The sequence below is a fragment of the Erythrobacter sp. NAP1 genome (assembly GCF_000152865.1).
Taxonomy (GTDB): Bacteria; Pseudomonadota; Alphaproteobacteria; order Sphingomonadales; family Sphingomonadaceae; genus Erythrobacter.
In genome coordinates, this window is record NZ_CH672390.1 from 1364086 (window position 1) to 1377494 (window position 13409).

Annotated in this window: 14 protein-coding genes; 4 read left to right on the top strand and 10 right to left on the bottom strand. The window is 61.3% G+C overall.

Translation table 11 applies throughout. The annotated features are described in order from the left end of the window. The first annotated feature begins 61 nt into the window (after positions 1-61). The gene (locus NAP1_RS06420; RefSeq protein ID WP_007164436.1) at positions 62-1759 is read left to right on the top strand and encodes an alpha/beta hydrolase; all 1698 of its coding nucleotides are present in this window, start codon (positions 62-64) and stop codon (positions 1757-1759) included. Positions 1760-1886: 127 nt separating this feature from the next. Beyond that, on the top strand, positions 1887-2753 hold the full coding sequence (locus tag NAP1_RS06425) for an alpha/beta fold hydrolase (RefSeq protein ID WP_007164437.1): 867 nt from the start codon (positions 1887-1889) through the stop codon (positions 2751-2753). Here the strand turns inward: NAP1_RS06425 and NAP1_RS06430 are convergent. Next, a complete protein-coding gene (locus NAP1_RS06430; RefSeq protein ID WP_007164438.1) occupies positions 2750-3646 on the bottom strand; it encodes an alpha/beta fold hydrolase in 897 nt (298 codons plus the stop codon). The genes NAP1_RS06425 and NAP1_RS06430 overlap by 4 nt on opposite strands. A 108-nt stretch (positions 3647-3754) precedes the next feature. Here NAP1_RS06430 and NAP1_RS06435 point away from each other — a divergent pair, with 108 nt between their 5' ends. After that, positions 3755-5521, top strand: coding sequence for an amidohydrolase family protein (locus tag NAP1_RS06435; RefSeq protein ID WP_007164439.1), 1767 nt, complete (start codon positions 3755-3757; stop codon positions 5519-5521). Further along, positions 5518-6345, top strand: coding sequence for an SDR family oxidoreductase (locus tag NAP1_RS06440; RefSeq protein ID WP_007164440.1), 828 nt, complete (start codon positions 5518-5520; stop codon positions 6343-6345). Before NAP1_RS06435 ends, NAP1_RS06440 begins: the two co-directional genes overlap by 4 nt. Before the next feature lie 3 nt (positions 6346-6348). Here the strand turns inward: NAP1_RS06440 and NAP1_RS06445 are convergent, their stop codons facing one another. The 9 genes from NAP1_RS06445 to NAP1_RS06485 form a co-directional block, all read right to left on the bottom strand. Continuing rightward, positions 6349-7443 (bottom strand): DUF2855 family protein, encoded by a 1095-nt coding sequence (locus NAP1_RS06445; protein ID WP_007164441.1) that lies wholly within the window; start codon positions 7441-7443, stop codon positions 6349-6351. Between the two features lie 38 nt (positions 7444-7481). Beyond that, the gene (locus NAP1_RS06450) at positions 7482-8120 is read right to left on the bottom strand and encodes a glutathione S-transferase family protein (RefSeq protein ID WP_007164442.1); all 639 of its coding nucleotides are present in this window, start codon (positions 8118-8120) and stop codon (positions 7482-7484) included. Positions 8121-8127: 7 nt separating this feature from the next. Further along, positions 8128-8550 carry a hypothetical protein gene (locus NAP1_RS06455; RefSeq protein ID WP_007164443.1) on the bottom strand — a complete coding sequence of 141 codons (423 nt, stop codon included), beginning with the start codon at positions 8548-8550 and terminating at the stop codon, positions 8128-8130. After that, complete coding sequence (gene dnaN, locus NAP1_RS06460; RefSeq protein ID WP_007164444.1) at positions 8550-9677, bottom strand: DNA polymerase III subunit beta; 1128 nt, start codon at positions 9675-9677, stop codon at positions 8550-8552. The genes NAP1_RS06455 and dnaN overlap by 1 nt, the downstream gene beginning before the upstream one ends. A gap of 157 nt (positions 9678-9834) precedes the next feature. Further along, positions 9835-10383: a hypothetical protein gene (locus tag NAP1_RS06465; protein WP_007164445.1), complete on the bottom strand. Its 549-nt coding sequence runs from the start codon at positions 10381-10383 to the stop codon at positions 9835-9837. Then, positions 10383-11132 carry a 3-oxoacyl-[acyl-carrier-protein] reductase gene (gene fabG, locus NAP1_RS06470; RefSeq protein ID WP_040464318.1) on the bottom strand — a complete coding sequence of 250 codons (750 nt, stop codon included), beginning with the start codon at positions 11130-11132 and terminating at the stop codon, positions 10383-10385. The genes NAP1_RS06465 and fabG overlap by 1 nt, the downstream gene beginning before the upstream one ends. Positions 11133-11142: 10 nt before the next feature. Beyond that, complete coding sequence (locus NAP1_RS06475) at positions 11143-11565, bottom strand: N-acetyltransferase (RefSeq protein ID WP_007164447.1); 423 nt, start codon at positions 11563-11565, stop codon at positions 11143-11145. A gap of 2 nt (positions 11566-11567) precedes the next feature. After that, positions 11568-12503 carry an ACP S-malonyltransferase gene (gene fabD, locus NAP1_RS06480; RefSeq protein WP_007164448.1) on the bottom strand — a complete coding sequence of 312 codons (936 nt, stop codon included), beginning with the start codon at positions 12501-12503 and terminating at the stop codon, positions 11568-11570. A 62-nt stretch (positions 12504-12565) separates the two neighbouring features. Further along, positions 12566-13396: an LD-carboxypeptidase gene (locus tag NAP1_RS06485; RefSeq protein ID WP_007164449.1), complete on the bottom strand. Its 831-nt coding sequence runs from the start codon at positions 13394-13396 to the stop codon at positions 12566-12568. Positions 13397-13409: the final 13 nt, after the last annotated feature.

The following is a 13409-nucleotide window of genomic DNA, read 5'->3' on the forward strand; positions in this document are numbered from 1 at the left end:
TCTAGGCGCGTGACACGCGCTATATGCTTAAGCATAAGCTGCCGAAAACAAGGGGACTAGGATGTCGGAAGCCAAGGTAACGCTCGAAAACGAAGCCGCACAATCGACCAATGCGCTGGGGCCGCTGATCGGCGTTGCGCGTGAAGATTTCGTCGGCGCGGTCGCTTTGCTTCTGCGCGAGACCGCTTCCGATCCGAGCCGCGCCATGCGCCATGCGCGCACGATAGGCGAAGACATGGTCAAGATCATGACAGGCCAGAGCGACCTTGCCCCTCACCCCAAGGACAAGCGCTTCATGGACCCGGCGTGGCAGTACAACCCGTTCTTCCGGGCTGGCGCGCAGTATTATCTCGCGATCCAGAAGGGGATGAGCAATTGGCTGAAAGAGCTTGAGCTCGACGAGCTGGAGCGCAACCGCGCGAACTTCATCGCCAACATCATCCTCGACGGCATTGCGCCGACGAACACGCTTGCGGGCAACCCTGCGGCGCAAAAGCAGATCATCAATTCAGGCGGCCTCAGCCTCATCAAGGGTCTGCAGAACGCCTACAATGACCTCGTGCATAACAAGGGTATGGTCAGCCAGGTCGACAAGCGTCCGTTCAAGCTGGGCGAGAATGTCGCGACCTCGAAGGGCAACGTCGTCTACCGCGACGAGATCATGGAGCTGATCCAGTACGCACCGACCACGGATGAGGTTTACGAGACCCCGCAGCTCACCATCCCGCCGCAGATCAACAAGATGTATATCAACGACCTCTCGCCCGAGAAGTCGGTGATCAAGTGGCAGGTCGATAATGGTATCCAGACCTTCGTTATCTCGTGGCGCAACCCGTCCAAGGAACAGGGCCACTGGGGCATGGACGATTACATCGCCGCTTGTGAGAAAGCGCTCGAAGTCACTTCCGAAATCACCGGATCGCCCAAGGTCAACGTGTCTTCGGGTTGCTCGGGCGGTCAGACCGCGGCGGTGCTCGCATCGAAGCTGGCAGCCCAAGGCAACGATATCCTCGGCACGCTGACGATGATGGTCTGCGTGCTGCACCCGAAGGCAACGGACATCGAGGCAGGCTCGCTCGTCAGTGAAAACGGCATGCAGATCGCCCGCCAGCGTGCGGAAAAAGCCGGGATCATCAAGGCCGATGATCTTGCGCGCGGCTTTGCCTGGCTGCGGCCGAACGATCTCATCTGGAATTACGTCATCAACAACTACCTGCTCGGCATGGACCCGCCAGCATTCGACGTGCTGTTCTGGAACGCCGATGCGACCAACCTTTCTGCCAGCCTGATGGGCGACTTCCTGACAATCTACGAAACGCTCGCCTTCACCAAGAAGGGCGAGGTCGAGATGGCCGGACACAAGATCGACCTGTCGAAGGTGACGAGCGACCTGTTCATCCTTGGCGGCGTGACCGACCACATCACTCCGTGGAAGGCGACCTATCGCTCAACGCAGCTGTTCGGTTCGAAGGACGTCACCTATGTCCTCTCGCAATCGGGCCACATGCAGGCGATCCTCAACCCGCCCAGCAATCCCAAGGCGAAGTACTTTGTCCAGAAGAAGAAGGGCAAGCTTCCTGCAACAGCGGACGAATGGTTGCAGGGCACCGAAGAGGTGAAAGGCAGCTGGTGGCCGCTGTGGATGGAATGGATCCAGAAACGCTCGGGCAAGAAGGTCGCAGCGCCCGAAACTGTGGGCAGCGACGCGCATCCGGCGATGGAAAGCGCTCCGGGACTCTACGTAATCGAAGAAGTCTGATAAGGCCCGTTTCAGATAACAACTAAAGAGCTTATGGGAGGCACGTTTCGCAAGGGATCTGCGATGCGTGCCTCCCACCCAAGACAGGCGCTCGGGATCACGCGCGCATCAAAAGGACGGTACGATAGTGAGCGAAACCAAGGACGACCCCATGCACGGGGCGGTCGTTTCGATGGAACAGGTGGGCGGACGCACTCTCAGGGTTGCACGCTGGCGGCTCGATGAGCCTTCCGACCATCTGCCAGTCCTTTTCTTCAACGGCATTGGCGCGAATATAGAAGCGGTTGCTCCCCTGGCAGAGGCCCTGCCAGAGCGTCCCTTCATCATGTTCGACATGCCGGGCGTTGGCGGTTCACCTGACCCGCTCATGCCGTACAACCCCTTCACCATGAGCTGGACTGCTGCGCAGCTGCTCGATCATCTGGGCGTTGGCGATGTTGATGTGATGGGCATCAGCTGGGGCGGCGGGATGGCACAGCATTTCGCAATGCAACATGCAGGCCGCGTGCGCCGTCTGGTCCTGATCGCGACCAGCGCAGGCATGCTGATGATGCCGGGCAGCCCCAAAGCGCTGACCAAGATGGCCAATCCGCGTCGCTACGTCGACACAGACTACATGATGCAGAATTTCGAGACGCTCTATGGCGAGGGCCTTGGAGCAGGTCCGGGCAAAAAGGGGCATATGTCGCGCCTTCAGCCGCCATCACCGCGCGGCTATATGTACCAGTTGCTTTGCATGATCGGCTGGACCAGCGCACCTGCCCTGCCCTTCCTGCTTAATCAGGAAACTCTGATCATGATGGGCGATGAAGATGCCATCGTGCCGCTGGCGAACGGCAAGTTCCTGAACGCACTAATCCCCAATAGCGAGCTCAAGATCATGCTCGGCGGCGGGCACCTTTTCTTGCTGAGCCACAAGGACGAGAGCGTGGACTCGATCCGCGAATTCCTCGACCGGCCCGCAACCGAGAACGAAAGCGCCGAAGCCGCCTAGACGTCAGGCAGCCATTCGCTCAGTGCCTCGTTGATCTCGTCTGGAATGTCCTGCTGCACCCAGTGCGAGGCGTGCGGGTAGCGGCGCACGGTGAGGTCGCTCACATACTCCTCCATCCCGTCGAGCACATGGATGTCGATCGCGACGTCCTGCTCGCCCCACAGCACCAGTGTCGGCACATCGACCAAGCCAGCGCCGGTATCGCGCGCATCGGGTCGGCGCAGCAGTGCACGGTAATAGTTGAACATCGCGGTCAGAGCGCCCGGCTGCGCCGCTGCCTCGCGATAGGGCGCGACTTCTTCGCGAGTGAACAGCGACTTGTTCACCGCTGAATCGCGGAAAATGCGCCCGATCGGTGCAGCACGCCCTCGACCGAGCAAACATTCGGGTATCCAGGGCAGCTGGAAGAAGAAGATGTACCAGCTTTTTCTGAGCTGCCGCCAATGCTTGAGCTCACGCCGCGCGCAACGCGGATGCGGCACGTTGAGGATGACGAGGCGGGTGAGCGGGCGAACCTTCAGGATCGCAAAATACCACGCGATGATCGCACCCCAGTCATGCGCGATGAGCGTGACCTCCTTTGCGCCGCTTGCATCGATGAGCGCCGCCACATCCTGCGCGAGCGTGCGCAAACGATAAGCGTCAGTGCCCTCGGGCCGGTCCGTCGCGCCATAGCCGCGCAGGTTAGGGGCCCAGACGCGGTAGCCCTTATTAGCCAGAACAGGCATCTGGTGCCGCCACGAATAATGCAGTTCGGGGAAGCCATGCAGGCAAAGCGCCAGATGCTCGCCCTCACCCGTCTCGGCAACTTCGAAAGTCAGCCCGTTCGCCTCCACCCAGCGAATGGCAATGCCGCTGTCTGCGGGCGGATTCCAGCTTGGTTTTCTCTCCATGCCGCATGGCTAACACCGGCGCGAGCATCGGGCCAGTCCGAGCCGTGCTCGTTCTGGACAAGCAGGTTTCATTGTGAGACCTTCCACGACTGAGAGAGGAGACATTTCATGCCAGCATTCGACCTCATCATCAGAGGCGGAACCATCGTCGATGGAACGGGCGCAGAGCGTTTCGCCGGAGACGTCGCGGTCAAGGACGGGCTGATTGCTCAGGTCGGGACGGTAACCGGGGACGCAGCGCGCGAGATCGATGCGACCGGCAAAATCGTCGCGCCAGGCTTCGTCGACATTCACACGCATTACGATGGGCAGGCGACCTGGGATCAGGAGATGGCTCCCTCAAGCTGGCACGGCGTCACTACGGTCGTCATGGGCAATTGCGGCGTCGGTTTCGCGCCTGCCAAGCCGGACCGGCACGAATGGCTGATCAGTCTGATGGAAGGGGTCGAGGACATCCCCGGCACAGCTCTGGCCGAAGGGATCACCTGGGATTGGGAGACCTTCCCCGAATATCTCGACGCGCTCGAAAAGCTGCCCCGGACGGTCGATATCGGCACTCACGTTCCGCATGGCGCGGTTCGCGCCTATGTGCTTGGCGATCGCGAGCAGCCGGGTGCCGTTCCCACCTCCGAAGATATCGCCAAGATGAGCGCAATCGTCGAAGAAGGCGTGCGCGCCGGTGCTCTTGGTTTTTCGACCTCGCGAACCGTCCTGCACAAGTCTGTCGACGGAGAGCTAGTCCCCGGCACCACCGCGACGCCCGAAGAACTGGTCGCCATCGGCCATGCGATGGGCCGCGCCAAGGATGCAGGCGGCCATGCCGTGTTCGAGATGGCAAGCGACCTCCAGCGCGACTGGAACGAGTTTGAATGGATGGGCAAGCTGAGCCGCGAAGCTGGCATCCCGGTAACCTTCGCCGCGCTCGAAAGCATCGCCAAGGAAATGCCGCTCAAGGAGCAGATCGAGACGATGCGCGCCGAGAATGACAACGGCGCCAACATCGTTGCCCAGATCGCGCTTCGCGGAAACGGCATCATCATGGCGTGGCAGGGCACGGTAAACCCCTTCGTCTACCGCCCCAGCTGGCAGGCGATTGCAGAGCTTCCCTGGGAAGAGCAGAAAGCCAAATTGCTCGATCCTGCGTTCAAGAAACAGCTGCTTTCCGAAGCCAACGACTATTCCGAAGCGCCGATGGACATCATCGGTGTTGTCATGGTCATCACCCAAGGCTGGGCGCTGCAATACGAAATGGACCCGGATTTCGATTACGAACCGGACGAAACCGCCAGCGTGAACGCGCGCGCCAAGGCCGCTGGCGTGGACCCGCAGGAATACGCCTACGACATGCTCTGCCGCGAGGATGGGACCGGCTTCATTTACCTGCCGATCCTCAACTATGCGGAAGGCAATCTCGACTTCCTCTACCCGCTCCAGCACGCCGACGATACTGTCAATTCGCTGTCCGATGGCGGCGCGCATTGCGGAACGATCTGCGATGCAGCCTCGCCCACCTTCATGCTCGAACACTGGGTTCGCGATCGCAAGCGCGGGGATCGCATCACGCTCGAAAATGCGATCAAGCGTCAGTGCCGCGACACCGCCATGCTTTACGGTCTCGAAGATCGCGGCGTCATCGCGCCGGGCTATCTCGCTGATATCAATGTCATCGACATGGAGCGCCTCAAACTGGGCCGCCCATGGCTCGCCTTCGACCTTCCCGCGGGTGGCAAGCGCCTGTTGCAAAAGGCCGACGGTTACGCCTGCACGATCAAGAACGGCGTGGTCACGTTTGAGGAAGGCAAGTGGACCGGTGAGACGCCCGGCGGCTTGATCCGTGGCCCACAGCGCGCCGAACTGGCGGAAGCGGCCGAGTGAGCGCATTTGAACCAAAGCCCGGCGACTGGGCCGTCATCACCGGCGCTGGCCGCGGCATCGGGCGATGGCTCGCCCAGCACTTCGCCGCCAAGGGGATGAGAATCTGCGCGCTCGATATCGATGCTTACGAGGCGGAGGAAACTGCGCGCATGTGCGGCGATGCGTCGGTCGCGCATGGATGCGATGTGTCGGACGCGAAGGAAACGAAGCGCGTTGCCGAGAAACTGATCGCGCAAGGGGTCGAACCCTCGCTCCTATGGATCAATGCGGGCGTTGGTAGCGCGGATACTGTCAGCGGCGCAAAGACGCGCACGCTCGACTGGCTGATCGGTGTGAACGTGATGGGGCCGATGCACACAGCCCGCGCATGGTTGCCATCACTCAAGGCCCGCGACGGCGCGCGCCATGTCGGGATCACCGCGAGCTCGGCTTCGGTGACACCGGTCAGCGGGCCGTTTACACTCTATGCCACGACCAAGCAGATGACCGCCGCCATCGGTGAAGCGCTGACCGCAGAGCTTGCCGAAGAAGATATCGGGGTCACGATCCTGTGTCCCGGCATCCTCAACACTCAGATCTGGAACGCGGCGCAGGCAAGACCCGAACGTTTCGGCGGGGCGCGGCAGAGCCCCGACGAGGTCGGAGACCACTGGCGCGCTCAGCCCGGCCCCGAAGTGCTAGCAGAGGGAGTCGACGCTAATCTCGCCATGGGCGGCGGCTGGTGCATCATCCCGACCGAGCCTGACACGCAGCAGAAAATGGTCGAGCGCCACGCTGCGCAGCGCTCGGGCCTGTTCAACTATGCGGTCGTAGAGCCCGATTGAGCCTTAAGGCTCGACCACGATCCCCTTGGCCGGATCGACGCTTCCGCCGACCATTTCGAGATAGGTTTCACGCGCTGCGTCGATGCCTGAGAGCTTGGCGATCTCGACCGCTCCTTCAACCGATTGCAGGAACTGGTGCCAGGTCGCCGCCACGAGCTTGCCACCTTCGACAGGGCCGTGCTCCTTGAAGAACGCGACCGCATGGTCGGGCGCAAAGAACAAGGTCGGCTTGGGTCCGGGAAGTTCGCCATCCTCATTGAAGCTCGAACGCGCCTCGATATGGGTTGCCCCGACGAGACACGAATATTTGAGCATGGCATTGAAGTGCTCGTGCAGTTTGCCAAGCACCTCGGCATTGCCGGCGAAGTCGACCGTGACACAGTCGTTCAGCGAAAGCGTCCCAATCTCCGCGTAGGTGTAGACCGCGTCATAAAGGCCGGTTTTTTCGACAAATTCGACATTGCCTTCGGACGTCAGGCCAACGCGCTTCACATCGGGAGAATTCTGCTTGGCGACGCTGGCAAGCCCCATCGCCGTTTTCGATGAGGCGCTGGTCAGGATCACTTCTTTCGCACCGAACCAGCCTTCCTTGCGCATGAAGTATTCGATCAGGAAGCCGGTCTTGAACAGCGGGCCGTAAATCATGCGCTCTGCTTCACGCGCAGGGTCATGCTCCGGATCGGCGGCGAGGCGCGAGTACTGATTGTAGATCGGGCTCATCGGCTGACGATGGTCCGCCATATCCATGAAGCCGCTGTCCGACACCTTTCCGGGAATGACATCGAGATGCGTTGCCATCGGGAGGTAGCCGTAAACCCGCTCGCCAACGGCAATTTCGTCAGAGTTGCTCTCAACCACCCTGGCGTGGCCCCACATGGGGACGATGCCCTTGCCCTCGGTGTCGCCGCCGGTCGGTGGGAAAAAATTCCAGTAGCCAAATCCATCGCCCACCACTGCGTAGGTGATGTTGTTCGCCGTTACCGAAAAGCTCTCGACTTCGAGCCGGATCGCGCCGTTTGCGAGCGCGCCTGCCTCGGTTTCAACGGTTTCGGCATCGGTCAGCGCATCTTTGCGGACTTGGACTTGAGAAAGGGTCATGCGTCAGTGTCTCCTCTTTGACGAGCAGCCTTAACCGATCAAACCTCGCTTTCCCACCGTGTAGCGACGATCGAGGGGCGTTTTTCGCACGAAGCGAGCCAGCCATGCAGGCGCTCGCATTGTTCGATCCCGACCCGGCCCTGCGGGGTGAGCTGGACCGACCTGACGATCGGGTAGAGAAACACATCGGCCAGCGTAAAACCGAGCGACGCCCAGGCGCCATCTTCGCTCAATTCGCCCTCGATATAGCCGAGCGCGCGGCTGACGGTGGGAAGCGCGCGCTGGACCTTGTCTTCATCCAGCGGAAAGCCGCCGACGCGGTGCATGATCCACGGCATGACAAGGCCGTTCTCAAATATCGGGAAGAGGTAGTTGTTCGCAAGCGCGATCCACTTGTCCATGACCGCCCTTGCCGCAGGTTGTGTCGGCTGAAGCGCTGAATCATTGTGCGCATTGTCGAGATATTGCGCGATTGCGACGCTCTCGATCAGTTCCAGCCCATCGACCTCGACCACCGGAACCTTGCCGAATGGATGGCGGTTTTGCTGAGACTGCGCGGCGGTTGCGATAGTCTCATGCGAAAGACCAGCTTCCTCGCACGTGAGCTCGACGATCCGCGTATAGGTCGAAATGACCGTCCCGAAGATGCGGACTTGCGGCGGCGAGGTGTCGCCCATGGAAAGATTATCCAGCTGGCTGGCTGTCAGCCGGTGCCTCTGTTTCAGACGGCATCATCTCCGCCATCGCCCGCCCGGCACGTTCCAGCCGCGCTCCGAAGGCGCGCATGCGGACCGAGCAGGTCTGCGCGATCTGTTGAGGGTCGGACGCAGCATAGGCGGGGTAGCGCGCGGTGAAGGCCTCGGTCAATCCGGTGCCGCGCAAGGCTTCGTATCGCCCGGTGAAGTATGTGAAGGCGCTGGTCAGCGCCGCACGGCTTTCGGGAGTCATCTCGGCCTGCGATTCGGCCATCAGCGCGCCGACATACATCGCGCAGTCGAGGTCATCTTCGGGTGTGAAAGCGGTGTTTTCATCCTCGCTCTGCGCAAAGCTCGCGCTTGCAAGGATGAGCAGCCCCGATCCGGCGAAAATCCCCCCCAGAAGCCTCATCACACGCGCATCGGCATGAGAACGTAGAGAGCCGGGCTCGTATCGCTTTCGCGGATCAGCGTCGGTGCGCCCGCATCGGCAAGGTGAAGCTCGATCTCTTCAGCATCGAACTGGCCAAGGATGTCCTTGAGGTAGTTCGCGTTGAAGCCAATTTCGAAACCGTCGCTCTTGTAATCGGCCATCAGCTCTTCGGCTGCGTTGCCGTTGTCAGGCGAGGTCACCGAGAGCGTCACTTTGTCCGCATCGAGCCCCATCTTGACCGCGCGGGTCTTCTCCGTGGCGATGGTAGCAACGCGGTCGACGCCTTCGAAGAACAGCTTGGGATCGACCTTCAGCAGCTTGTCGTTCCCGGTCGGAATGACGCGGCTGTAGTCAGGGAATGTGCCGTCGATCAGCTTGCTGGTCAGGACCACCCCGCCCTCACCGCCAAGCGTGAAGCGGATCTTGGAAGCCGAAAGGTCGACCTGGACTGCCCCGTCGAGAGCTTCTTCGAGTAGCTTGCGAAGCTCCGCCACGGCTTTGCGCGGTACGATCACGTCAGGCATACCCTCGGCGCCATCGGGACGCGCAAGCGTGAAGCGCGCAAGGCGGTGGCCATCGGTGGCCGCAGCCTTGAGTACCGGCTCGTCTTCATCGGTCACGTGCAGGAAGATGCCGTTGAGGTAGTAACGCGTTTCCTCGGTCGAGATCGCGAAACGAGTTGCATCGATCATCTGCGCCAGCGTGCGCGCAGGGATTTCGAAGCTGGTTGGAAGGTCGCCCTCAACGATTACAGGGAAATCGTCGCGTGGAAGCGTCGGCAGCTTGAAGCGCGCGCGCCCGGCCTTGACCTCCATCCGGTTCTCAGCGGTTTCGAGACTGACCTGAGCGCCGTCGGGGAGCTTGCGGGCGATGTCGAACAGCAGGTGCGCCGACACGGTGATCGCGCCGGGGCTTTCGACCGAGGAGGCGTTCATCGTTTCGACAACCTGCAGGTCGAGGTCGGTCGCCATGACCTTCACGCTTCCGCCGTCCGATGCATCGATCAGGACGTTGGACAGGATCGGAATGGTGTTGCGGCGCTCAACCACCGATTGAACATGAGAGAGACAACGCAGGAGCGTCGCGCGTTCGATCGTAGCCTTCATCAGCTTTCAACCTATCGTTGTTTTGTCTGCGGCCCTCAACGGATGCGGAATCGCTTCCGAAAGCGCCCTTGGTCCTGAAAACCTTAGCGCGGCTGTCACCACGGGCAAGTTTGTCGCTTTAACTGTAAGGAATGGGCTGGGGATAAGGGGGCGTTCGTCACTTCTGAGGGTCGAGGATGTCGCCAATCATGCCGATAAGATAGGCGGCGAGAGTGGTTTCGACCTTCGTTCCCTCGATCCCGCTCGCCTCGATCAAATCGTTGAATCGCTCTTCCGCTTCGGTTTCCAGCTCTTCCGGCAAGGAAAGGTTGTTGTTGAGCAGCTTCTTGACCGGGACTTGCTTCATGATCGGAAGCATGACCGCGTCTACCTGGGCAAGATCCAGTCCCATGCCTTCCAGTCGCCCGGCGGCCTCGTCCTTGAGCGCGGCGGAGATCACGATCAGCGCCGCCCGCTCCATGGCGGCTCTGTCCCCGATATCGCCGTCAAAGCATTGGAGTACGATGAGCAGGAAACCGCGCTCATCGATCTCGATCTCGGCGTCCTTCTCGTAGCTTGCGGTCCACGAGCGGAAGAGGTTCGACTGGAACCCCTCCGGAGCTTCAGCGACGGCACATTCGGCGAGAGAGCCTTCCTTGGCCGATACAGCGGGCGCCGTGAAGGCAGCTGCCAGCAATCCGGCAGCGAGGAGCGTGATCCTCTTCATCAGACCATCGCCATGCCGCCGTTCACGTGCAGCGTCTCGCCCGTAATATAGCCGGCCTCGCGGCTGGCGAGGAAGCTCACGGCCGCACCGATATCGTCGCCTGCGCCCATCTTGCCCATCGGAATGCGGGCGTTGATCGTCTCGGTCTGCTTTTCGTCGAGCGCGGTGGTCATCGCGGTTCGGATAAAACCAGGAGCGACGCAATTGGCGGTGATGCCGCGGCTTGCGACTTCCTGCGCGAAGCTCTTAGTCATCCCGGTCAGGCCTGCCTTGGCGGCGCAGTAGTTCATCTGGCCCGGATTGCCGGTGTGTCCAACTACGCTGGTGATGTTGATGATGCGGCCAAAGCGCGCTTTCATCATGGGTCGAGCGCTGCCGCGCATCAGGCGGAAAGCGGCTTCGAGGTTGATCGAGACGACCTGGTGCCAGTCCTCATCCTTCATCCGCATGGCGAGCCCATCGCGTGTGATGCCGGCATTGTTCACGAGAATGTCGATGCCGCCCAGCGTATCGAGCGTTGCTGGGATCAGTTCCTCGACCTGCTCGGTGTTGGAAAGGTCGCAGGTGATCTCGACATGCTCGCCGCCATGCTCTTCATGCAGTTGCTCGCGGAAGGCGCGCAGTTTCTGGCCATTCGAGCCCGACAGCGCCACCCGCGCGCCCTGCTTCGCCAATGCAATCGCGATTGCCGACCCGATCCCGCCGCTTGCGCCGGTGACCAGCGCGTTCATTCCATCAAGCCTAAACATATCTCTCTCCTCACCAGTCGAGGTAATAAATCACCGCATCCTCGCGCGTGTGGCCGAAACTTTCATAGAGGCCGCGCGCAGGTACGTTGTCGGTTTCAGTCCCCAACCAAATCTCATCAATGCCCTCGGCATCGGCGCGCTCGAAGAGTCTCTCGATCAAGGCGCGCGCAATACCCTTACGCCGCCAATCGTCGCCTGTGCCGATCTCGTCAAGGAACAGTTCGGTCGGTTTGTCGGGATGGTCGTGGATGACTGCCATGAGCATGCCCACCACCTGCGCCTCATGCATCGCAACCGCCATCCAGTTGGCGGGGCCTGCGAGATACCGGGCAAGGCGCTCTGGATCGATGGCGTGGTCGAATGTGCCCGGCGCGACACGCGTGAGCAGGTGCGCGTTTTCCCGGTTGATCCAGTGGGTGGTGAAATCGAACATGCTCAAAGCGTCTTGGCGAACCCCTCCAGGTCTTCCATTGAAATCAGGCTGTCGGTGGCCGCTTCCTTGTCGATCCGGCCGATCATGGGGCCAAGCACCTTGCCGCCCAGTTCGACGAAACGCTCAACACCGTCCGCGCGCATCGCGATGATGCTCTCGCGCCAACGCACGCGGCCTGTGACCTGCTCTACCAGCAGATTGCGCTCTTCTTCCGGGTCAGACACCTTCGTTGCTGTGACATTGGCGTAGACCGGCAGGGCCAGTTCTCCCGGAAGCGTTTCGGCGAGCGCTTCGGCCATTCGGTCGGCGGCTGGCTGCATGAGCGAGCAATGGAAAGGTGCGGAAACCGGCAGAGCGATGCCGCGCTTGATGCCGTGGTCCTTCGCCATCGCGATGGCTCGGTCGATGGCGCTCTTGTGGCCCGAGATGACAACCTGAGTGGGATCGTTGTCGTTCGCGACCTCGCACACGTCCTGTTCGGAAGCGGCGGCAGCAAGCGCGGCGGCCTTCTCGACGTCAGCACCGAGCAACGCAGCCATGCCGCCCTCACCCACAGGCACGGCCGCCTGCATCGCGCTTCCGCGAAGCTTCAGAAGGCGCGCAGTGGTGGCAAGGTCGAAGGCGCCGACGGCACAAAGGGCACTATACTCGCCGAGCGAGTGGCCGGCGACGCAGGAGCCGGTTTCCGCCAGCTTCACGCCGAAATCATCCTCAAGCACGCGCAGGGTCGCAATCGCATTAGCCATGATTGCAGGCTGTGCGTTTTCGGTGAGAGTCAGCTGGTCCTCGGGTCCGTCGCGCATGATGGCCGAGAGTTTCATGCCAAGCGCCTCGTCGACCTCTTCGAAAACCTCGCGCGCGGCAGCGCTGGCGGCGGCGAGCTCGGTGCCCATGCCGACCTTCTGGCTACCCTGCCCCGGAAAAACGAATGCAATCATGTGAGTATCCCCGTCATTACATCAGGGCTCTTGCGGCCCCGTTCTGAGTTAGCCCCGCGCCGTTAGGAGCCTCGCGCAGGCCCTGCAAGTCCGAACGGCACAACCCTGTTGGCAGCGGTGTGTCCGATCTCGGCGCGGCCAAGGTAGGGCACGCCCATGCGGTCGCACCAATATTTCGCAATCTCCTCCTCGTTCTGACCGAACTCGACATAGTTTTCGGGCACCGCTGTCACCGCCCCCAGCCTGATCCCGGCGATACGCGGCAGGCTGCCTGCCAGAGCGAAGAACATGCGGTCGATGGCGTAGAGGTGCTCGGCGACTTCCTCGACCATTACGACATGACCGGTGAGGTCGGGCATGGCAGGCGTCTTGGCGAGCATGGCAAGCGTGATGAGATTGAAGGCCGCAGCTGGCGTGACGCCATCTAGGCTCGGTTCTAACCCTGAATTGTCGCCGCCGAACCAGCGCAGCACACGCCGAACCGCCTCGCTCCCTGTCTCGGACCTTGCGCTTACCGGCATCGATCCATGCGCGCACTGGCCGATACCAGCCTTGTAGAGCGCGCCGAGAAGGTAACCGCAGTCGGAAAAACCGACATACGTTTTCTGCCGCGCGTTTGGGTTCATCTGGGCGACGGCGGCCTCGGCGATGCGGTTCGAGCCATATCCCCCCTTGGCGAACCACACGGCGTCGAATTGCGGATCGTTCGCGCAATCGAGCAATGCCGACAGGCGCGTCAGGTCATCGCCGGCAAAATGACCTTGTTCGGCAAAGCATTGCTCGTGAAAGGTGACGCTGACACCGGGAAACTCATCGGCGACCAACTGCCTCAGCGCATCGGCGTGGTCGCGGGTGATCGGCGTTGCGGGCGCGCAAATGGCGATATTCGTCATGTGGGGAGCCTAT